Origin of the sequence: Microvirga terrae, from assembly GCF_013307435.2 — a bacterium.
Classification (GTDB): domain Bacteria; phylum Pseudomonadota; class Alphaproteobacteria; order Rhizobiales; family Beijerinckiaceae; genus Microvirga; species Microvirga terrae.
On record NZ_CP102847.1, the window covers coordinates 49,449 to 71,691 of the forward strand.

Annotated in this window: 15 protein-coding genes and 1 pseudogene; 10 read left to right on the top strand and 6 right to left on the bottom strand. The window is 59.6% G+C overall.

Features of this window, described 5'->3' with window-relative positions:
• Nucleotides 1-252 precede the first annotated feature (252 nt).
• Genes HPT29_RS27480 through HPT29_RS27490 form a run of 3 tightly spaced genes read left to right on the top strand, consistent with a single transcriptional unit; the run spans nt 253 to nt 5,670 of the window.
• Nucleotides 253-1,002 carry an ImuA family protein gene (locus HPT29_RS27480; RefSeq protein WP_173949813.1) on the top strand — a complete coding sequence of 250 codons (750 nt, stop codon included), beginning with the start codon at nt 253-255 and terminating at the stop codon, nt 1,000-1,002.
• Complete coding sequence (locus HPT29_RS27485) at nt 920-2,419, top strand: Y-family DNA polymerase (protein ID WP_173949812.1); 1,500 nt, start codon at nt 920-922, stop codon at nt 2,417-2,419. The genes HPT29_RS27480 and HPT29_RS27485 overlap by 83 nt, the downstream gene beginning before the upstream one ends.
• Entirely contained in the window at nt 2,416-5,670 is a 3,255-nt protein-coding gene (locus HPT29_RS27490) for an error-prone DNA polymerase (protein ID WP_173949811.1), read from the top strand. The genes HPT29_RS27485 and HPT29_RS27490 overlap by 4 nt, the downstream gene beginning before the upstream one ends.
• A gap of 266 nt (nt 5,671-5,936) precedes the next feature.
• Here the strand turns inward: HPT29_RS27490 and HPT29_RS27495 are convergent, their stop codons facing one another.
• Nucleotides 5,937-6,290: a hypothetical protein gene (locus tag HPT29_RS27495; protein ID WP_173949810.1), complete on the bottom strand. Its 354-nt coding sequence runs from the start codon at nt 6,288-6,290 to the stop codon at nt 5,937-5,939.
• 387 nt (nt 6,291-6,677) lie between these two features.
• Here HPT29_RS27495 and HPT29_RS27500 point away from each other — a divergent pair, with 387 nt between their 5' ends.
• The 5 genes and pseudogenes from HPT29_RS27500 to HPT29_RS27520 all read left to right on the top strand — a co-directional run bounded on the left by HPT29_RS27500 (nt 6,678) and on the right by HPT29_RS27520 (nt 11,561).
• Nucleotides 6,678-6,986, top strand: coding sequence for a hypothetical protein (locus HPT29_RS27500; RefSeq protein WP_173949809.1), 309 nt, complete (start codon nt 6,678-6,680; stop codon nt 6,984-6,986).
• Between the two features lie 130 nt (nt 6,987-7,116).
• Nucleotides 7,117-8,787 (top strand): AAA family ATPase, encoded by a 1,671-nt coding sequence (locus HPT29_RS27505; protein ID WP_173949808.1) that lies wholly within the window; start codon nt 7,117-7,119, stop codon nt 8,785-8,787.
• A gap of 54 nt (nt 8,788-8,841) precedes the next feature.
• Complete coding sequence (locus tag HPT29_RS27510; RefSeq protein ID WP_173949807.1) at nt 8,842-9,678, top strand: metallophosphoesterase; 837 nt, start codon at nt 8,842-8,844, stop codon at nt 9,676-9,678.
• A gap of 401 nt (nt 9,679-10,079) precedes the next feature.
• Nucleotides 10,080-10,394 (top strand): annotated as a pseudogene (locus tag HPT29_RS27515) (HU family DNA-binding protein); the annotation flags it as partial.
• A gap of 345 nt (nt 10,395-10,739) precedes the next feature.
• Entirely contained in the window at nt 10,740-11,561 is an 822-nt protein-coding gene (locus HPT29_RS27520; RefSeq protein WP_349774740.1) for a lysine/arginine/ornithine ABC transporter substrate-binding protein, read from the top strand.
• Between the two features lie 85 nt (nt 11,562-11,646).
• Here HPT29_RS27520 and HPT29_RS27525 read toward each other — a convergent pair whose 3' ends face one another.
• From HPT29_RS27525 to HPT29_RS27540, 4 genes are all read right to left on the bottom strand, one after another.
• The gene (locus tag HPT29_RS27525; RefSeq protein WP_173949804.1) at nt 11,647-12,912 is read right to left on the bottom strand and encodes an NAD(P)/FAD-dependent oxidoreductase; all 1,266 of its coding nucleotides are present in this window, start codon (nt 12,910-12,912) and stop codon (nt 11,647-11,649) included.
• 4 nt (nt 12,913-12,916) lie between these two features.
• Nucleotides 12,917-13,873 (bottom strand): ornithine cyclodeaminase family protein, encoded by a 957-nt coding sequence (locus HPT29_RS27530; protein ID WP_173949803.1) that lies wholly within the window; start codon nt 13,871-13,873, stop codon nt 12,917-12,919.
• Nucleotides 13,870-15,417, bottom strand: coding sequence for a M81 family metallopeptidase (locus HPT29_RS27535; RefSeq protein WP_173949802.1), 1,548 nt, complete (start codon nt 15,415-15,417; stop codon nt 13,870-13,872). Before HPT29_RS27535 ends, HPT29_RS27530 begins: the two co-directional genes overlap by 4 nt.
• A 141-nt stretch (nt 15,418-15,558) precedes the next feature.
• On the bottom strand, nt 15,559-16,404 hold the full coding sequence (locus HPT29_RS27540) for a transporter substrate-binding domain-containing protein (protein WP_173949801.1): 846 nt from the start codon (nt 16,402-16,404) through the stop codon (nt 15,559-15,561).
• Between the two features lie 141 nt (nt 16,405-16,545).
• On the opposite strand from HPT29_RS27540, the gene HPT29_RS27545 reads away from it, so the two are divergent.
• Complete coding sequence (locus tag HPT29_RS27545) at nt 16,546-17,439, top strand: LysR substrate-binding domain-containing protein (RefSeq protein WP_173949800.1); 894 nt, start codon at nt 16,546-16,548, stop codon at nt 17,437-17,439.
• A gap of 209 nt (nt 17,440-17,648) precedes the next feature.
• Here HPT29_RS27545 and HPT29_RS27550 read toward each other — a convergent pair whose 3' ends face one another.
• Nucleotides 17,649-18,581, bottom strand: a complete 933-nt coding sequence (locus HPT29_RS27550) for a hypothetical protein (protein ID WP_173949799.1) — start codon at nt 18,579-18,581, stop codon at nt 17,649-17,651.
• 1,394 nt (nt 18,582-19,975) lie between these two features.
• Between HPT29_RS27550 and HPT29_RS27555 the strand changes: the two genes are divergently transcribed.
• A complete protein-coding gene (locus HPT29_RS27555) occupies nt 19,976-22,111 on the top strand; it encodes a hypothetical protein (protein WP_173949798.1) in 2,136 nt (711 codons plus the stop codon).
• Nucleotides 22,112-22,243 lie beyond the last annotated feature (132 nt).

Consider the following 22,243-nt stretch of genomic DNA (forward strand, 5'->3'; position numbering starts at 1 on the left):
ATCGGTGACAGGCAAACGCAGATCGCCTCCAGATGCGTGACCGCCTCATATTGATTGCCATGGTCAGGCCCTCAAAGGCCATCACTCGGGCGCTCCACAAGCGGGAATCTGTCGCCGAGCCGCGGATGAATGGTTCCAGGTCCCGTTCCTCCCCGCTATCCACAGACCGGATCCGGCAACCGTCATTGACTCTCTGCGTTGGCTTATGTTCCTGCTTTGTTCTATTTTGTCGCAGAGGGGTCAACATGAGTTATGGGTGCCAGGCGCGAAGTCATCGAGGACTTGCGGCGTCAGATCGACCGGCGTCATGGAGGCTCGCCCTCGCGCAAATCGCTCCCCTTCGGCATCATGCCAATCGACCGCCATTTGCCCACCAAGGGCCTGGCATTAGGCGCCCTGCACGAGGTGATCGAGCATGGTCCGGCCTCCGAATTTGCCGGGACCGCCACCCTGTTCACGGCCGGCATTCTCGCCCGCCTCAAAGGGCCTGTTCTGTGGTGTCTGACACGCCGGGACTTGTTCTCCCCCGGGCTCCTGCAGGCGGGACCTCACCCCAACCGCGTGATTTACGCCGAGACCAGCCGCGACGGAGAGATCCTGCCCCTGATTGAGGAAGGCCTGCATGAGAAGGGCCTCGGCGCTGTCGTCGGGGAGGTCACAAAGCTTGGCCTGACGGCTTCCCGGCGCTTGCAACTCGCCGCCGAGGCCTCCGGCGTCACAGCCTTGTTGATCCGACGCTGGTGGACCCTCGCGCAAAAGGACCTGACTGGTCTTCCGACAGCCGCCCTGACGCGATGGCGCATCACCCCTGCAGTGTCTGAGAGCATGCCTGCCGATGGTCTCGGGCGTGCCCGCTGGCAGGTCGATCTGATGCGCTGCCGCGGTGCTGAACCCTGTTCCTGGATTGTGGAGGCCTGCGATGCGCAGGGTCGTCTCGCTTTACCTTCCGACCTGGCCCACGGACCGCATCCGGCGCAAGTTCGAAAGCCCGCCGCCGGATAAGCCGCTCGTCACCGTCCGCACGACGGGGTCTCGCCGGATCATTGCCTCCGCCTGCCAGGCCGCCCGGCAATGCGGGTTGATTGAGGGAATGCCCGTCGCCCAGGCGCAAGCTCTGGTTCCGGATCTGCACGTCATGGACGCCGATCCGGAGGGTGAAGCGAAGTCCCTGCTCGAACTCGCCAAGTGGGCGATCCGCTTCTCGCCCGTTGTGGCCCTCGATTCTCCAGACGGCATCTGGATCGACATCGCCGGCGTCGAGCACCTGTTCGGCGGCGAAGAGGCATTGCTCAAGACACTGATCGCACGATTAGAGATCAACGGTATTCGGGCCTGTGCCGCCATTGCCGATGTGCCAGGAGCCGCATGGGCCGTAGCACGATACGGGAAGGGTGGGATCATCCCACCGGGTCGAGCTGTCGATGCAGTCTCTTGCCTACCGGTGCAGGCACTCCGGCTTTCGCCACCTACGATCGGCGCCATGCATCGTCTCGGAGTCGAGCGGATCGGGCAGCTTGCGGCGATGCCGCGAGCTCCGATGGTCCGCCGGTTTGGGCGGGAGGCCAGCCTGCGGCTCGATCAGGCGTTGGGCCATGCGGCCGAGCCGATCAGCCCGATCATTCCGGAAGAGACAACGGTTGCCACCCGCATCTTTGCCGAGCCCATTGCACGCCTCGAGGACCTGAAGCTCGTGGTGCGGCAATTATCCGAGGAGGTCTGCCGGACACTTGTCAAGAAAGGGCAGGGGGTCCGGCGCCTGGACATCGTCTTCCGTCGTGTCGACGAGAAGGGTGCTGCCCTTCGGGCCGGCACCGCCAAAGCCACGCGGGATCATGCCCATCTGGCGAAGCTGTTCGACGACAGGCTCGAGACGATCGATCCAGGCTTCGGTATCGAGGAAGTGGTGCTGATCGCCAGCCGGACAGAACCTCTCGATGCAACACAGATGGTTGCCCGCGGCTTGGACGAGGCGGAAGAGGAGGCCGATATCAGCCGCCTGGTTGATCGGCTCGCAGCCAGAGTAGGGGTCGACCGGGTGTATCGTCTGGCTCCGGTCGAGACCCTCGTGCCGGAGCGCATGGCCGCGAAGGTGCCGGCGCTGTCTCCGCCGGCACGATCGGCCTGGCCGGACGGTCTGCCGCGGCCCACCCGCCTGCTCGATCCACCGGAAGGGATCATCACGACGGCCTTGCTGCCCGACTATCCGCCGGCTGCCTTCATCTGGCGGCGCGTGCGGTACAAGGTGATCAAAGCCGATGGACCGGAGCGCATCACCTCCGAGTGGTGGCTGGGCGACCAGCACAGGATGCTTCGGGACTATTACCGGCTCGAGACCGACAAGGGCGCCCGGTTCTGGGTGTTTCGGGATGCGCCCCTCAGCGAGGGCGGCCGCTGGTGGATGCACGGGTTCTTCGCATGACCGTGTATGCCGACCTGCAGGTCACGACGCATTTCTCGTTCCTGCGTGGAGCGTCGAGCCCGGGCGAAATGTTCGAGCAGGCGAAGCTGCTCGGGATCACGGCTTTGGGCATCACCGACCGCAATTCGTTGGCTGGGATCGTTCGCGCCTATGAGGCCTCGAAGGCAACGGGCGTGCGCCTGGTCGTCGGGTGCCGGCTTGATCTCACCGACGGCACATCGCTTCTCGTCTACCCCATAGACCGCCCGGCCTATTCACGCCTGTGCCGGTTGCTGAGCATCGGCAAGAGCCGCGGCGGAAAAGGCAAATGTTTTCTCACCTGGGATGATGTCGTCCAATGGAACGAAGGCCTTCTCGCGATCCTGCTTGGCGACGACGTCAACGACATCCTCAAAGTGAACCTGCTGCGTCTCAAGACGACGTTTGGCAATCGCGCCTACATGGCTCTGATCCGGCGTTTTGCTCCGAACGAACACCTCAGGCTCCATTACGTGGAGGAAGCCGCATGGGCTGCAGGTGTGCCGACGGTGGCGCTCGGCGACATCCTCTACCACCATCCCGACCGGCGTCGGCTCCAGGACGTGGTCACCTGCATCCGGGAAGGCTGCACGATCGACACGGCCGGCTATCGCCTGGAACGGAATTCGGACCGGCACCTCAAGGATCCCGCCGAGATGCGGCGTCTCTTCGAGCGGCATCCGGAGGCTTTCCGCCGGATCCAGGAGGTGCTGGATCGCTGCAGGTTTTCTCTCGACGAGTTGCGGTATCAGTACCCATCTGAGACGGATCCCGGTGAAACTGCTCAGGAGAAACTGGAGCGCCTGACCTGGGAGGGAGCCAACCGCCGCTACCCGGATGGCGTTCCGGACCCAGTTGCCGGAACGCTCCGGCACGAGCTCCACCTCATCGAGAGGCTGGAATACGCCCCGTATTTCCTGACTGTGAACGCGATCGTCCAGTTTGCCCGAAGCCGGGGCATCCTGTGCCAGGGGCGAGGCTCGGCCGCCAACTCCGCAGTTTGCTATGTGCTCGGCATCACCGCCATCAATCCGACGGAACACGACCTCCTGTTCGAGCGCTTCGTCTCCGAGGAAAGGCGCGAGCCGCCGGACATTGATGTCGACTTCGAACACGAGCGGCGCGAGGAAGTGATCCAATGGATCTATGACACCTATGGCCGCCACAGGGCTGCCCTGACCGGGGTGGTGATCTGCTATCGTGCCCGAGGAGCCGTGCGTGAGGTCGGCAAGGTCATGGGCCTGCCCGAGGACGTGACCGCGAGCCTCGCCGGTCTTGTCTGGGGTTGGGGCAGGGACGGCGTATCGGAGAAAGAGGCGCAGGAGCTCAACCTCAATCTCAGCGATCCGCGGCTTCGGATGACGCTCGAGTTAGCCTCCGAGCTGATCGGAGCGCCCCGGCACCTCTCCCAACATCCGGGCGGATTCGTTCTGACCCATGAGCGCCTTGACGACCTGGTGCCGATCGAACCGGCTGCCATGGAAAATCGTCAGGTGATCGAGTGGGACAAGAACGATATCGACACCCTGAAATTCATGAAGGTCGATGTTCTCGGTCTCGGCATGCTCGGCTGCATGCGTCGCGCCTTCGATCTCCTGCGTGAGCACAAGGGCGAAAACCGGGACATCGCGACAATCCCGATGAATGACCGGAAAACCTACGCCATGATCCAGCGGGCGGATACGGTCGGCGTGTTCCAGATCGAAAGCCGGGCCCAGATGGCTATGCTGCCGCGGATCAAGCCGGACAAGTTCTATGACCTCGTCATTCAGGTGGCGATCGTTAGGCCAGGTCCGATCCAGGGCGACATGGTGCACCCTTATCTGCGCCGGAGGGAGAAACGGGAGACGCCGGAGTACCCCCGACCCGAGCTCAAGCGGGTTTTGGAAAAGACGCTCGGCGTACCGCTGTTCCAGGAGCAGGCGATGCGGGTGGCCATCGAATGCGCCGGGTTCACACCATCCGAGGCCGACCAGCTCAGGCGCGCCATGGCGACCTTTAAGCTGACCGCCGGCGTGACCAAGTTCCGGGACAAGCTCGTCCGGGGTATGACAGCCCGGGGCTACGATGCCGAGTTCGCCGAGAGGACATTCAAGCAGCTCGAGGGCTTTGGCTCCTATGGCTTCCCGGAAAGCCATGCAGCGTCATTCGCCAAGATCGCCTACGCCTCGTCCTGGATGAAGTGCCACAATCCGGACGTGTTCTGCTGTGCCATCCTGAACTCGCAGCCCATGGGCTTCTATGCGCCCGCTCAGCTGGTGCGGGACGCTCAAAACCATGGAGTGGAGATCCGGCCGCTTGACGTCAACCATTCACGATGGGAGTGCACCCTGGAGCCGATGGGTAACCCACGCCGCTTTGCCGTTCGGCTCGGCTTCTGCTTGGTGCGCGGCCTCGCGAATGCGGACGGCGGCATGATCTCGATCGCCCGGGGGGATGAGCCGTACACGTCGATCGAGGACCTCTGGCGCAGAGCCGGAATATCCGTCTCTTCCCTTGAGCGTCTGGCCAAAGCGGACGCCTTCGGATCGCTGACGATCAGCCGCCGCGACGCTCTTTGGGAAATCAAGGGATTGTCCGATGAGCCGTTGCCACTTTTTGCAGCGGCAGACAAACGCGACAACCAGATCCGGCCGGAAGGGCACGAGCCAAAGGTCGACCTCACGCCAATGACCGAAGGCCGGGAGGTCGTGGAGGATTACCGGTCGAAGGGCCTGACGCTCCGGCAGCATCCGCTGGCCTTCCTGCGGGCTGAGCTTACGGCCCGAAAAATTCGCAGCTGCGCTGACCTGAGACAGGTCCGGGACGGCCGCAGGGTGGCTGTGGCAGGCCTTGTTCTAGTGCGGCAGAAACCGGGGTCAGCCAAGGGCGTGATGTTCATGACGATCGAGGATGAAACCGATGTGGCCAACGTCATTGTCTGGCCGAACCTGTTCGAGAAACATCGCCGCCTGATCCTGTCCTCGAGCATGGTCGGCATCAGAGGACGTTACCAGCGCGAGGGTGGGGTGACCCACCTGATTGCCGAAAATCTGGTTGATCTCTCGGACCTGCTACGCAGCGTCAGCGAGCGCGATAGTTTCGCTATGCGGCATGGGCGGGGCGACGAGGCGAAGATCGGGACGCGTGACCGACTACGCGAGGGGGCGAAAGAAGTCCCGCAAGCCGCGGTTGATATCGCTCATTCGGGAGATGACGGCGGGTTGCGGTTCAAGGCGCGGCACTTTCACTAGATCATCGAAAGGATTCTTCGCGGAGCAGGCCCGCCTTAAAGCGCTAACGAGTGTGATTTCGATCGCTGTCATACGATAGAAGACGCGATAGAAAACGAGAGATAATAAAGCTGAAACCTAAGAAAAAGAAAGCTCGATGTCGTTTATAGTTTGTGGCAAGGGCCACGCACCCCGATTCTATTCCCGACACCCGATTCAGAAGGCAAGATCACGACGAGAACTCTCCAAGGTCGACAGTATTCATTGACTTGGACGCCGTCAGCTTTTCAGTTGTATCCTCTGAGCCCCAGTTTGCTTTTGACCCAGGAATCCGTGCCCGCGTAGACGTCCGAGATTGATTGGCCGGGATATCGGCGGCACAGGTACACCAGGAAAGCATCATGACCGTCGTCCGTGTGCTCATGAAGCCACGCCCAGAGATCATCCCAGCGGTCATCTTCACCCAGCACGCCTTCGGGCTCCAGCTCTGGAGGCGGGTCCTTATAGCCTGACCGGGCAGCGACCTCCTCGATATGCAATGCCTCTTCGGGCGTGAGTTCCCAATAGTGCTCAAGTGTCGGCATAACCCGGCCTATAAGGCCATTGTAGTGAGTGCCTGTTTTTCGCCACTTCAATGCCATGTCGCTCCTCCTCAGCAGGCAAGATAACCCGATCTGATGCAAGAATCCTGCCGCCGAGCCAAACTACGGGCGTGGCTGCCACTAAAACGACTGCATCGACCTCCCAGGTGATCCTGGTCGCGTGGCAGACGGCGCAAGGCAAATCCTTAAACTTCCGGGACGATCACTTCCAAGCTGCAACCGAAGTAAGTCCGAAGTAGATTCCCAACCATTCCACCGCTGAGTGCCCAACCGCCCTGTCGCCGATTACACTCTAAAGGGTCCTTTTGTGTAACAAAGATACATCCAATGCCTGTATTACGGAAGACGGTTGATTCACCCGCCCCAAGTGGTACGTGGACGGATGATCAGAGAGGGGAGCCCTCAAAAAACCGTGGAAGCACTCGCATGACCGTCCGAAGCCCGCTTGCTGCATTGGTCTCACGCATTCTGCCGCACGCTCCCGCCGCTCGGCTGTCGCGTAAGACGGGTGTACGACTTCGTGGCGTGCATTACTGGCTGACTGGCGAGAATGAGCCGCCAGCAGAGATCACGGACTGGATCGACGGGCAGATCCAAGCGGTCGAACGATTTCCACTCGCTGCAAGGCTTGATGTTCTCATTGAGGAAGCAAAGAAGGCCGGGATCGACGACGAAGTCATCGCATCGTGGCTGGCCCTTGCACATGAGTCTCTCGTCAAACGACCGCCTGAATGAAGGATTGGTCAGTTAATCCTGTGGAGTACGTGCACTGATACGTGCCCTGCGGTCCAAGCTATGTTAAAGCTATCCTCTGTAGCGGCCTTGCCATTTGGGCGAGGCTGTTTCGCTATTGAGGGTGAAGCATATGTCCCGTTTTCAGGGTCGGCTGCAGGCTAGCGGCCGAATTTCCGATTCCGCCGATCCAACAGAGACCTATTTTCAGCTGTGCGAGTTCAGAGATCTCGCGAGGGGCGGCTGGCTCATCGACACAAGCGCACTGTATGCGACTATGGCCTTTTGCAGCGGCGATGTTGTCGTCGACGCACGCTTGTACGCTCAAGACGTCATGAGTCATCTCCCGAGCGAGGCACTGAAGGCCGCAGCAAATCAAGTCATCGAACAGCCAACTCCAGTAAATGTGCGGTCTTTCGCAAACCAATGCCGTGCATACCTCTTCACCGCGGCAGAGACGGCCGATCGCAATGACCTTGCTGTCGTCCGAGATGCCATGCAGCGTGCTGACTTGTACTCAGCTGCATTCGAACATGTCGGAGCGTGCGAGAGCGCGGCCGGCCACGCTTACGATTATGCGTTTCGGCAGCGTAACCCTATTCTAATCGCCCGATGTGTCGCGGTCGCTTTAGGTCTGCTTGATCAAGCGCAAACCATTTCGGCTGGTAATCGACCGATCCTATCGATGACGCACGGCGACTGGCTGCGGAGGGCGATTTCCCGATTGCAGTATGCATCGAACGCGCTCGACGAGCACGTCGAAGCGGCGAAGGCATTTTCGTTAAAGCAGGACGAGACCGACCCAGTCTCTGATCTGCTGTCCGACATTCCAGATGTGGCAGCTGACGCGGACAATTCTGAGCTGCAGGTGGACTTGGATGCCCTCCTACACGCGGCGACGGCCAGCCGTCCAATGATCGAGCAGCAGTCATTGCCGACGGTCATGGTGTTGCAGTCGCTCAGCCATCTGCCGGAGCAAAAGTCGACCACCTCGCCGAATCCGAGGCTTGAGTTTGCGCCAATTGCAGGCGTGTACATGACGCTCGCAGAGACGCCAGATCTGCAAGCGGCATCGAGGGAGCTTGTTGCAGAGATGCCGTGGGCGGAGGACGTCATCACGAGCGTCTTGTTGGATTCTGTGGGCTCGGCGGTAAGCCGTGTCCGAACTACCCTTCTGGTCGGCGAGCCTGGCTCAGGAAAGACTAGGCTTGCCAGGAGAATTGGCGAGGTCCTCGGCATGCAGCCGACGATCGTTCCGGCCGCCGGAGCTGCTGATGCGAGTTTTGGCGGGACAAACCGACAATGGAGTACATCAAGGGCCTCCGTCCCGCTTCAGACTATCCGCCGAACAGGCATCGCGAATCCTCTGGTTATCATTGATGAGATCGAGAAGGCTGGGGACGGGAAGCACAATGGCAACATGCTGGACGTCTTGCTCCCTTTTTTGGAGATCGAGAGCGCGAAGCGGTATCATGATCCATACCTCGAGTGTGCAGTCGATTTGTCGATGATCGGCTATATTTCGACAAGCAACTCGAGATCTACGATCCCTGGTCCTCTGCTCGATCGACTGCGGGTACTTGAGGTCCCGCAGCCCCGGAAGCAAGACCTGAAGATCGTAGCTCGGACAATCCTGAGCGAGATCCGGCAGGAGAGGCGAGAGGACGAGATTTGGACACCAGATCTCGACGGCGATGAGATCGATCTCCTGGCCAAGCAATGGCGCGGCGGCTCGCTGCGGCCGTTGCGGCGAATGATCGAGGTCATTCTCAGCGGTCGCATGACGCTCGCACCGCGTCACTAACTCCGCTCGATTCTTGCATCCTTCCAATTCATCCTCTTCAGAGGAGCATGACTCATGCGTATCTGGTTTCTGTCCGATCTCCATCACCATAGCTCATGGCCCTTCGCTGCTCCGGCCATCGCTCCTGCTTGCGATGTCATCGTCATTGCTGGAGACAGCGGAGAAGAGATGAGCCGCAAGGCCCTCCCGTGGACTGCCGAGGTCTTTGGCCGCTACGGCAAGCCCATTCTCTACGTGCCGGGAAATCATGATTTTTATGGTGCCAACCTGGCATTCGAAATCCGGAAGGCGCAGCTGGTCGCCGAGCACCACAAGATCACCTTGCTTGCCCAGGGCGAAACGGTGGTCCTCGGCGGCGTACGCTTTGTCGGCGCGACTTTATGGACCGACTTCGATCTCGGCGGATATGGACACATCAGCGAGCTCGAGGCCATGAAGAATATGAATGATCACCGTTACATTAGGTTTGGTAGCTCATATTCGAAGGTGCGGCCGAAGGACCTGATCGATATCCACTACGCCCATAGAGCCAGGATCGAGCAGGTCTTGGCGACGCCGTTCGATGGGCCGACGGTAGTCGTCACGCATCATGCGCCTTTGGAGCGCTCACTCCAGAAGGGTTATCAGGAGGGACCATTGGATGCGGCTTATGCGAGTGATTTATCGTTGCTGATTGAGATGTACCAGCCGGAGATATGGCTGCATGGGCATGTGCACGTCAGTCATAATTACATCCATGATAACACCTGTGTCCGGAGCAACCCTCGCGGTTACCTCATGGGAGCCCAAATGGCGGGCCGCGGGAGGACTTGGCCCGAAAATCCGAACTTCGACCCGACACTCGTCATCGAAGTGGAGCCGCGGCCGAAGCCGATCTTACAACCCACATGAGAGATGAAGCCGCTTCGGTATCTACCTACAGTAGGTACATTGCGGCCTGAAATTTCTGGAACGCGCTTTGAGCCTCTTGTAGCGACTTAAGTCACTGGGTAGGCCAACACACCACCCATGCTGTTTTGGAGCCCCTGTAGGCCGTCCTGGACGGTCGCTCCCGACGCCCGCGTCAACCAAAATGGGGTTGCGGCGAGGTTTTCGGCAAATGCGGGAGAAATCAGTGCTCGTCTTGATATGGGCAGGCACAAATATTGGAGCCCGCGTCGTCGGTCGCAACCACGACCACTACCAAGAAAGCCCAGGCCCGCAAAGCCGCAGCGCCCAAATCGACTGCAAAGACGGCGGCAAAGGCAGCGAAGGCCGGCACCAAGGCAGCAGCTCCCAAGGTTCCTGCAAAGGCGTCGAAGAAGACCGTGAAGGCTACCGCCAGCTCCAACGGAATCCTGACGCTGCGGAACATCGCCGACACGCTCTCAGAGGCGCATGAGCTGCCGAAGCGTCAGGCGAACGAGATGCTGACCCAGGTGGTAGAGATCATTGCGAAGAGCCTGAAGAAGGGCGACAAGATTCGCCTGAGCGGCCTTGGTATTCTGCAGGTGCGCAAGCGCGCCGCCCGTACGGGTCGCAACCCGCAGACGGGCGAGCCGATCAAGATCAAAGCCTCCAAGAAGATCGCCTTCCGACCCGCCAAGGAGCTCAAGGAAGCCGTTTAACCGAGCACTGTAGCGGGGTGGCTGAGTCCAGGCCCACCTCGTCAGGAACTCGGCGAGATGGGCGTACCGCTCCATGAGGAGAAAACTCAGGAGTGGTTGACATACAGAAAGATCCTACAGCTGTTCCATAAGACTTGTTGCCGGCCACAAGTCTTGAAGCCGCAAAGGTAGAATGTCCCTATTCTGTAAAAAAATATCATTACAATTTAGTAAGCGCGCTGGTGCTATAGAGCCCTTTACGAGAGCGCCGGTACCAATGAATCCTGCCTCGGGTTAGAATCCAGCTTCTCAGTCAGACGAGAGAAAACCGAGGGAACGGCAATGACTATCATGAGGAGCTTCGCGTTGGCTGCGATCGTTGCCACTGTGGCAGGTGGTGTGACTGCTGCACAGGACAGAGTCATCAAGATCGCGACGGAAGGCGCCTATGCCCCGTGGAATTTCACCGGCGCGGGCGGCAAGCTCGAAGGCTTCGACATTGATCTCGCCAACGAACTTTGCCGCCGCATCAAAGTAAAGTGCGAGATTGTGGCCCAGGACTGGGACGGGATCATCCCCGCTCTTCAGGCGAAAAAATACGATGCCATCATGGCCGGCATGAGCATCACCGACGACCGCAAGCAGGTCATCGATTTCGCTGGCCCCTATGCCGACTCGCCGAACGGCTTCCTGGTGGCGAAGGACTCGCCACTCGCCAAGATGCCGGGAACGGGGCAAACCTATAATCTGGTAAGTCAGCAAGCGGAGGCCGAGAAGGCAATTGAGGCGACGAAGCCGTTGCTCAAGGGCAAGACGATCGGCGTGCAGGTTTCCACGACCCATCCAGTCTTCGCCGAGAAGTATCTAAAGGGGATAGCTGAGATCCGGGAGTACAAGACCACCGAGGCACACGACCTCGATCTTCTGGCCGGCCGCATAGATGCGGTGCTGGCGGACGCCACTGCGATTATCGGCACCCTCGGTAAGCCGGAATTCAAGGACTACGCCCTCGTCGGGCCTGCTGTCACCGGTGGCATTCAGGGCGACGGGGTCGGCATTGGTCTGCGCAAGGAGGACGCCGAGTTAAAGCAGAAGCTCAATGAGGCAATCAACGCGGCCACTCAGGACGGCACCATCCAGAACCTCTCGATGAAGTGGTTCAAGATCGACATTGCTCCGAAAACCTGAGGATAGCAGCGCGATACACACTCATCGGCTCAACTACACACGCCAATGACGCGGCCTCAGCTTACGCCGTGTTCAGCCATGGGGCTCAGGACATGAAGCGATCAATAGAATAGGGCTTTGGGTCAGTGAACGTTTCCCGGTCAGTCATCATCTCAGCCAGTAAACGCCCGGTAACCGGTCCAAGGGTCAGGCCATGATGATTGTGGCCAAAGGCGCACCATAGCCCTTTGTGCTTTGGAGCAGCACCAATGACGGGACGCATATCAGGCAGACAGGGGCGGGCTCCCATCCACGGCTGCGGATCAATCCGATCCTTAAGAGGAAAAATTTCGCGCGCCAGGGGCTCAGTTCGTTCCAACTGCAGGGGAGTTTGTACGGAGTCTCGGTGGGCAAACTCGACACCCGTGGTCAGGCGGATACCGCGCGTCATTGGCGCCAAAAGAAACCCGCCGTCCACGTCGACCACAGGATGGTGGAGGACAGCATCGGCCTGTGGTCGGAGATGTACGTGGTATCCGCGTTTGACGACCAGCGGAACGCGATAGCCTAGAGGACGCAGGACCGTGTCGGACCATGGTCCGAGAGCAATTACGACGTCGTGGGCGCGGACTACGCTATCCCGGCTGCGGACTGTCCATTCGATACCGTCCTGCCGGAGCGTGCGGGCCTCACCTTGAACGAAACGGCCGCCGCGCTGCTGAAACAGGTCAGCGTATCCTTTTACGAGACCGCCGGGGTCGGGAACCGTCGCCGGATCCCGCCAATGAATTCCACCAATGAGGGTCTCGGATGTGTGAGGCTCGCGCTGACGAAGGCTCTTGCCGTCGAGGATATCGAAATGCAATCCATAAGGCTCAAGAACCGCTGCATGCTTCGCTGCGTGGTCGAGAGACTTCCGACTGCGGAATGCCTCGATCCAGCCCGTCCGGCGCAATTGCCCCAGAAGCCCGGCTTCTGCCATGAGGAGTTCATGCTCTGAAACTGACCGCTCGATGAGAGGCAGCATGTCGGCCGCTGCCTTTTTCAAGGATCCGGGGGCGGATTCGCGCCAGAATTGCCAGAGCCAAGGGAGGATCCGAGGCAGGAAGCGCCAGTCGGAACGGACATCTGCGGAGCGGTTCAGGGCATAGCGGAGGACGGTCCTGAGATCGCGGGGGAACCCGTAGGGGATGACGCTCGACCGTTCGATCAGCCCAGCGTTGCCGTGGCTCGTTTCCTCACCCGCGCCGCGTCGGTCAATCAGAATGACATTGCGCCCCCGCATCTGAAGATGCAGGGCGGCGGAGACGCCCACGATGCCGGCTCCCAGCACGATGACATCGGCGCGGATTTCAGGATGCGGCTGTGTCATCGGCTTAGGACGCGTGCGAGCTCACGCGGTGGATCTCGAGCGCCATCTTCACGTCCTCAATCCCAAGGCCCATGGATCGGAAGAAGCTGGCTCGATCAGGGGAGGGGGCCCGCGCTCTGCCGCAGGCAAGTTCACCCAGATCGCCGCGGATGTCGTCGCGGGACCACCCGTTTTCGGAGGCCAGGACCATCTCACCCGCAATGAGGGGAGTTGTCGACCGATCATCGCAATAGACATTCATTCGCGCCAAGGCATCCGGCGGGATTTCATGGGCTCGCGCGACATTCGTGCTGATCGAGGTCACAAGCATCCCGGGCCTGATATGGTCCATCGATAGAACCGGGGTGCCGGAGGACGTACAAAGCAGCACCACATCGGCATCGACCACCGCGCGAAAGCAATCGTCAACGATCTCTGGGATCGGTCGGAGATTGCCGAGGCTTGCCTCGAGGGTTTCCTTCTTGGCCAAGATGTTGCGTGAATGAATGCGGACCCGCTTCCAGGACCGAAGCGGCAGGACGTGACGCAAGTGAGCCAAGGCAATGGGGCCGCTGCCGATGATCGCCAGATTGGCGGCATCAGATTGGGCGAGGAGGTCGACCGCCAAAGCCGTTGTTGCGGCGGTTCGCTCTGTCGTCAGCGCCAGCGAGTCGCAGAACAGCAAGGGCTGTCCCGTCTCAAGGCTCATCAGCATCGTCGTGGCCGTGACCTTGCCGCCGGACGGGGTGACCACATAAGGAGAAACCTTGACCCCGAAGACACCGTCCTCCGGCAGAACACCCGAGTAGGTGATGAAGTCGCCCCGGTTGTCGGGAAGAAGGGTGAGGACCTGCGGCGGCTGGGTCACACGGCCTTGTCCGTGCGCCTCGAAGAGGTCGCGCATCGCCGCAACCGCATCAATGCGCCTCGTCCGGTCCTCGACGGCAGCAGCGTCGAGCCAGGCAGGGGAGGGCTGTGTCATGCTCGGCTCTCCACCTTGACAGGCTTTTCAGAGGACCGGGAACGAATAAAGACTTCGGGGTTGTAGGGGGTGTCGGGTTCGAGCGGATACATTGGTCTCGGCACGCGCGTGAAGGTGAACTTCCTCAGATCCGGGGAGGCCAGCGCCCCGCTGTCGCAGACCAGAACACGACTTGCGATCGGCTCGAACGCGGCCCGGAAATGCTGCATGGATTTGACACCAACGATCCTCTTGGCGCGAGGGTCAATACCAAAGGCGAGGAATTGCTGCAGGTCATGACACTGGTGAGGCTCGGTGACGATGACGACCTGAACGCGCCCGACCTCGATCACCGCCGTGGGACCAAAGGACATACGGACACCCGCATACATCGGTCCATCACAGGTGTAGTTACCGTCGGATACGCTCAGCAGCGTGCCAGTGAGCTCAAGCGGTTCGCCGCCGAAGGTCGCGTTCACCTTGCCACCGAGACGGATCGATACCGTTTCACCGGGCTTCCTGCTCTGCAGCTGCGAGGTCGTCTCAGGGTCCACGATCGGGCAGAAGCAGGCGTCTGCGTCTGCCGCAATCAAGGCCCGAAGCAGGTTCGTGCCGTCGCCGTAACCTCCAGCTCCGGGATTATCGGCATAATCCGCGATGACCACCGGCCGGTCATCGCCCGCAAGCGCGGAAGCCACAGCCTCATCAGGCGACAGGAAGCGATTGACGAGATCATGGCGCACGTCCCACATGGCCTTTGCCATCTCTTCGGCGAAGTGCCGGTGAGGTTCCGGATCCCCTGAATAGGTCACCGTGATGGTCGGGCCGATCTCATCGATATCGGCATAAGGAAATGCGCCGTTGACGCTCACCGCCAGGACATTAGGCTCGCTTTCATACGCTCGGGCGCGGTCCATCACGGCGACAAGCGGCCCAACATCCGTGCGGCCGCCATTGGCGTCCTCCAGCATGGGCGGGCGCACGAAGAGGGTCTGGGGCTTGATTTCGCCAGCCATGGTCCGGTGCAGCAACTCGCCCGCATGCCGGCCGGACACGCGCATGTCGATATGCGGATAGGTCTTATAGGACACGAGAATATCGGCCAGTTCGCACATGCGCCGGGTGACGTTCGCATGCAGATCCAAGGTCGCGGCGATTGGGACATCTCGACCGACAATGGCGCGGAGGCGTTCGAGAATTTCTCCTTCGCCATCGCCTGAATGGGTCGTGACCATGGCTCCGTGGAACGCGAGCAGGATCCCATCGAGCCGTTCCCGCTCGCGGCGGGCGCCGTCCTCGACGACCTTTACGATCTCCTCGAAAGCCTGCTCGGTGACGCAGCCTGCCGGATTAGCGTGGGCACTGATGACATGAACCAGTTCCCAGTTCTTCTCGCGTGCAACATCCAGGAAACCCGCGACCTCGGTATTCGTCCCATCGAGCGCACGCAGGGCCTCGTCGCCGTGGAGCAGGATCACGTCGGCGAAGCGGTCCAGGGATGTCAGGCGCACGCTGAAGGAATTCGACTCGTGCATGATCTGTGCCGAGAGAACGCGAAAAGACATGGTCCAACTCCAGGTTTGAAGGAGGGCAGGGGACGAGTACCGGTGGAGCGTCTGCTTCCTCGTGTCTCGTCCTCATGCAAAGAGGCAGCGTACCCCGCCGGCTCAGCCGAGCGGGGCACTTTCAGGAACATTGATCGTTCGTTACTTTGCGGCGAGGTCGCGCTTGAACCACTTCTGGGACAGCCGTGAGATCGTGCCGTCGGCCAGGGCCGATGCGATCGCCTCGTCGAACATCACTTTCAGGTCTTGGTCAGTCTTGCGTAAGCCTGCAGCAACACCCCGGCCCATGAAGCCACCGGTGAAGCCGAGACCGGCAATGACGAAGTTCTCGAAGCCCGGCTTGCTCAGGGTGATGTCGAGGGCCGTCGTGGCGGCGGCCACAGCGTCGATGCGCCCTGCCGCGAGATCGAGATCATGCTGCTCCGTAGTCTTGTACTCGCGGACTTCCACGCCCTGGAACAGGCGCTCCATCAGGGTTGCGAGAGTGGTCGAGCCCTGGACGCCCACGACCTTGCCCTTGAGGAGAGGTTTCATCTCATCAGCGGCTTTCTGAGCCGCCGCAGGATCCGCGCCGATATCGAAGACCTTGTCGCTCGGCACCTTTGCCAGGGGAGAGTCCTTGGGAACTAGGAAGGCGCCAGGGGTACGGGCATACGGCCGCGAGAAATTGATGGTTTCCAGCCGCTTCTCCGTGATCTGCATCCCGGCCATAATGGCGTCGTACTTGCCGGCGTTGAGCGCCGGGATGATGCCATCCCAATCCTGGGCCACGATCTCGCACTTCACCTTCATCCGCGGGCAGAGCTCGGCAATAAGATCGATTTCGAAACCTTCGAGCTTGCCGCCGGGACCGGTGAAGTTCCACGGAGCATAGGCTCCTTCCGTGGCGATCTTCACGGTTTCCCATTTCTTTGCCTGTGCGAAGGCGCCGCCTGTGGCCGCAAGAAGCCCCAGAGCCGCAATGCCGAGTAGTTGAAGACGCTTCACCGAGCCGCTCCCCTTTTTGAGTGTTTCTGAAATCCGTCCAGGGGTCGACCAGGGTCTCCACCAGGAGCCTAGACCTTGCTCTAGACAGATGGGCTCACGCAAACGAGAATGTCTCCGGCTCAACTGTGAGAAAATCTAACAATGGCAGCACGCCGGCTCCCTCCTCTCAATGCTCTGCGGGCCTTCGAGGCTGCGGCCCGCCGTCGCTCGATCTCCCGGGCCGCGGAGGAACTCGGGGTGACGCACGGGGCGGTCAGCCACCAGATCCGGACGCTGGAAGCCTTCGTTGGCACCGATCTCCTGGAGCGGGCGGGCAACCGCTTCAAGCTGACGGTGGCGGGAGAGCAACTCCTGGCCCCCCTGAGTTCCGGGTTCGATCTTCTGGCGACAGCCGTCATCAGCTTGGATCGACCGAGCGTCCGGGGCGACGTCACGGTGAGCGCGCCGCCTGCCTTGACGTGCCTGTGGCTGGTAAAGACCGTCGGGGATCTTTTGAAGCAATATCCGGACTTGCGGTTACATCTGCGTCCCTCAAACAGTCCGAAGGAGGTTATCGCCTCCGATGTCGATCTGTGCATTCGCTATGGCGATGGAATCTGGCCTGGCCGGCGCAGCGAGCGGTTGACCGACACCGATCTTTTCCCGGTCTGCCGGCCGGATCTTCTAGCAAGTGGTGACATCCTTGAGTTGGCCAACGCGCCCCTGCTATGTGCCGCAAATGGGCATGAGTGGGACCTCTGGCTGGCGACAGTCCCACAGGGAAGTATCCTCACCGGAGGACGCCACTATCTCGGAAACCATTTGGCGATGATTGAGGGAGCTGTCGGTGGCCTCGGGCTTGCCATGGGAGACAACGTAACCTGTCAACGCTACTTGGAATCTAGAGTCCTTGTTCGACCGTTCGCTGAGAGTGTTCGGGCGCCAGCCTCATTTTTCCTGATCGATGCCGGCGATCACGAGCGACGTCCGGCCGTGACAGCGGTTCGGCAATGGATCCTCGAAAGCTTCAATCGGGAGACCGCTCTAGCCGCCTGAGTCCAGAACGGGAGACAACAGCGACGACCTAAACTTCTTGTCAAAAGATCCCTTATGCGAATGTTTTCCAATCTCGCTCACTGCTCTCCCTCAAAGCGAAAGGCGCCGGATCGCTCCAGCGCCTGACGGCTCATCCGCCGACCCTCACAACAGTGGGTCAATCATCTCTCATCCCATCATGGAACGGCCTCAGCATGCTCCAATACTGGTCAGCTAATTTCTGACAATGCCTCCCAGTCCTCTTCTGGCATGAAATCCTCCTGCGCTCGGTTCGAGGGGCTTGGCGTAGCTACTTTTTTGACCTTTCCACGAACGAAGCTGTCCAACTTTTTATAGGCCTTGGTGAAGTCCTCTCCTTCGCGCAATTCTGTACGACAATCTGTGCTGCCGTATCGCCCAAAGCGGATGAAAATTCCCCGTTTGATATGTGCCTGATAACCTCGGCCCCGCTGTGCATACACCGCTCGATAGAGAGCCCACGTTCCCTGCGTGCACGCTGAAACAGGTTCGACATTCAAAAGCATTCGAGCCTTCAACAGGCCGCTCTTGCATCCAGCTTGGGTTACCCTCGTTTTCCAATCTGGTCGAACCGTAATCGCATGCCTATCACCTTTCGCGGCCCATCCTTTGAACTGACCACGATAAACGGTGTAGTCCCGCCACGTTGTCAGCTCGTAATCGACGTCGTCCGTCGTACTCAGCCGGATCTGCCACTTGGTGCCAGCCGGAGCCCCCCAGTTCATAACGCGTTTGGCAGCATTCTTCACAGCCTCTTCCCGTGCTTGCTTCAGGCGTTGCTCCAAGGGAGCAGCTAAACGACACGCCAGTCGACGTCGCTCGCCGGCCTCCTGAGCTTCCGCAGCTCTCGTCTTGAAGTCTTTGGACGCCTCCAGTTTACGGAGCCGCCGACGCTGTAAGCGGATCGAGGCAATCTCCTTACCGGTCCGAAGGAGAAAATCGACTGCAGCGGCCTGGGTGAGGCCGCCCCTTTCGGCCTTCGGGACCGATCGTACAATCGCTAATGCGCGTTTGTGGGTCAGAATGTCTGTTTCATGGCCGACCACTTCGGCGGCTTTCATGACAGCCGCACGCATAGCAGGCGAGAGCTGGGACATGCGGCGAGTAAGTTGGTTCTTCGACATGTGGTATCCTTGAGTGAGCCGCTTCGGCACGATTTGACTGTTGAATTAGTTGAATGTTCTGGCGCTCAGCCGATCAGGAGAGAGATCCAAGAGAATCCACTCCTCCGTTGCTCGTGTTCACGCACTTCACCTCGGCAGAACGTGCTCAGCTATCTCCAAGAGAGCTCGTGCAGTGACACTGATCTCATCCACGCCGGACTGCGTGCCGAGAACACCGAGTTTGGTAAGAACTGCTCGAAGGCGGATAGAATCTCGCTTCCGGATGGCAGTACGAGCATGGGCGACTGCATCGAGGCACGCCCGATAATCCCAGTCGGGCGACGGCTTGAAGAGGTCTCGCTGGGCCCATGCAGCCACTTTGCGCTCCAAGCTATCGCACAGCTTTTGAGCCAACCTTTCGTTCTCTGCGCTCAGAATGGGAGCACCGCAGCCCAGCAACCGAGGATGACTTGCTCTAGCTTCCGCGATGAGTGCATTGGCACACTCAGTGACAGCCCGAATAGAGCTAGGGTCTACAGCAAATTCTCCTCTCGCGAAAATCTGGTATTGGTAGCTTACGGCAAGATGAAGTCGCCCAGATTGGGTAATCGACCTTTTGACTTTGAATATGTCAATGTAGCATGGCGGCAGTTCGCGCGCGATTGGACTAAAACTCGACATGATCTTATCTCCATAAAGGGATATGACTAGGCTGTCCTCAAAGATGAAATCATCCTTGGACATTGACGAGTTTTATGAACTGCGAATCTAAACTAAGCCCAAATTCAGTTGTGACAATTGTTCCAGCTCGGCATTTTTCTTGGATTCATCCACTGCCTCTTGGAGTTAATTATGTCTTCTTTCCAAGAAGACCGGTTTACTATTGGATTATAATTGGATTAGAGCCTTGCCGAGTTCTAGCAACTTAAAGGGTGTAATTGATCAGGGGCACTGCCGATCTCAGGCTTAGTTTCACAGATGGCAAGCTCAGCAGGGGATGCTCTCGAGCAGTCGATTTCCACTGCGGATGGACGAGCGTTCTCACACGAGACTTTCCCTGATCCGCGGCCACTCGACGAGACTGGGCTAGAAGCTCATCCGGCAGGTGTTCGCCACCAGGCGGCGCTCTTCAAGGACTCAGTCGAGATAAACTTCGTTCCAAAGGATGATGGCCGCGATCCAATGGCCACCATCGCGCACCATCTAACGAAACAACTCTGCGGTGATGATCGTGTAGCGGTACGTTGCCTCTCCCGTGTCCTTCGAGAAAAGACGAAGTGCACGCGCCTTGGTACGGAGGGCATCTCTTGACGTTTGCGCGAATCGAGGTGAGCGTAATTCTTCTTGTTGGCTGAAGGTTTAACGATGCAGGGCAGCACCAACCATATCTCCACTGCGCACTGGGACAGGTGCCGGTGACTGAAAGGATTGAAAAAGTCCCCTTCCCTATTGCATCTGACCTCCGACCCATTGCTTCAAATTTCGAAGGAATTGTCCCCGGTTTCACGACCATTGTGCCGCCTTCGACGATCCCTAATTGGGATCCGGCTTTTTCGGCTCATGATAATGCGAAGCAGTTGTTCGAAGCACGCTGGGCGGAGACCCGCTGCCTGCGGCGGACAGAAGCTCTGAGCCGGCCGGCCAGGCGCCGCCCAGTCGATTTCCATAACCCCTTCTTTCAAAACGCGTTGAGCAGACGTGAGCTCGTCAGACTGCGGATCGAAGAGGGATTCGTGTGGTTTGGCGGTGAAATCGCTGGTCGCCATTGGCCGGCATTCTGCGAGGAGGGACTGCGTTCGGCCGGTCTGCACGTCCTCCGCAGATTCGTACAACTGACCCGTCGAAAACAACATTTGCTTGTCGGCTCGGATAAGGGACGGGTCTACCACCCGGATTCGAAGCTTCTTGGTCTTGACGCACCGTATGTGACACTCAACGACGTCATGCGTGGCGGATTCCGGGTTGATTTGGACAAGACCTTTGCGTCTTGGGACGACCTTCGAGCTTCGCTCGAGCAGTTGCCTTTACCATGCCTCCCGCATGCTGTTGTCGCAGATGAATGCCCCAGGACCGGGGTAGTCCGGAATCCGCATCTTTGGTACCTGCTGCCCTATGGCAGCGAAGTCTGGTGGGCCCCGGACGACCCGCGCTGCCGAAAGGATATCGTGCGTTTTCTTAGCGGAGTCATCGCAGGCATCTGCAAGACCTTGCTGCCGTTAGGGGCCGATCCTGGCGGCCTGTGCAATCCGCTCAAAGGGAAAAACCCGCTGTCTCCGTTCTGGACGGTGAAAATCTGGAATGACAACGTTTTTCTAAGACTCTCCGAATGGGCCTTGCACGTGGATACGCGGGCAAACTTATCGGTGATGGCGCGGGAGAGTGCAGTTGCCGTCTCAGGGTTGCGCAAAAAGCAGTCCAACATCGTTTTTTCGACCTGTCAGACGTGGGCTTTCGACGAACTGCGGCGGATGCACAGATCGGAAGATCCGGACTACCAGGTCGGGCTTGAAGACCGAGCTCTGCTCGCAGCGAACCTGTTTGAACGGTTGAAACCCCGTGCGATCTCTAGTTTCGAGCGCCCCCGACAGGCTTTGGCCGTGCTGGATAAAGTCGTAGAGTTCGCAGCTGACCGTTGGGATCCCGCTAGACTGAAGGCGAACGACCGCGACCGCGGTGCCTGCGCGGTTGAAGTCGCCGGACTACCGCTGCGGGAGAGGCAGAAAGTCGGCGCTCGATATGCTGCGAGTAGGCAAACCGCCAAGTCGCTTGAGGCTATGGTCAATGCCATTCTTGCTCTTCAAGCAGAGGGCTTGCCAACGTCAAAAGTGGCCGTCGCGAAACGAGCCACCCTCAGCCGCTCGACCGTTGTCCGCCATTGGCAGACCGCGATCGACAGTGCCGCCCAGCGTGCGCCGGCATCTACAATCTCCCAGACCACCACGGCAGCGCCGACCGAGGACGAGTGTGTCAAACGGTGTATAGGTAGAAAGGAATACCACGGTTCGCTGAAGCACGGTTCCATGGATCGTCATGACCCTACGGTGGACTTAGATGTCCTTCCGGGCCAGATTGACATGATATCTCCCCAGGGAAATGAGGGAACCTCTTTATCCTCCTGTGCGGATCCATTGTCGGGCTGGAATATCTCGACCGACACTCCAGCCGACTCTATGAACGCTCCTCATGTCACGCAGGCCCGAAATGGCGGTCCCATACGAGTGGGCAACGCCTTGCGGCCCAATTTACGGTCATTAACTCAAGGGGTGGAGATACGGGAGGGCGCTACCATCCCTCAAGGAAAACCTCGGCACCGGCTTCCTCAGCACAGTCGACGGCAGTTTCCAGACAGACCGGATGGACGAGGCCTAAGACTTCGAGAACCGGGCGGACCAAGCTGGAAACCACTCCCCACGGGCGGCCGAGAGCCGGAAGCGAAACGCCCTGCCCGGCTCAGCCCCAATGATCGGAGCCTCGATCCGCTTGTCCGTCACCTACTCGGCCGCTTCCCCGATCTGCAGATTGTGACTGTCATAGAGCGGCGGACCGCCTGATACCGGCGATCGGCTCGGACTTTGGATATTAAGCACGTGTGGTGATGCTCTCCATGGCCACAACAACCGCTAGAACATCACGGTAGCGCTCCGTCCCAACGCCCTGTTCCTGGTCACAGCCGCCTAGGGAAA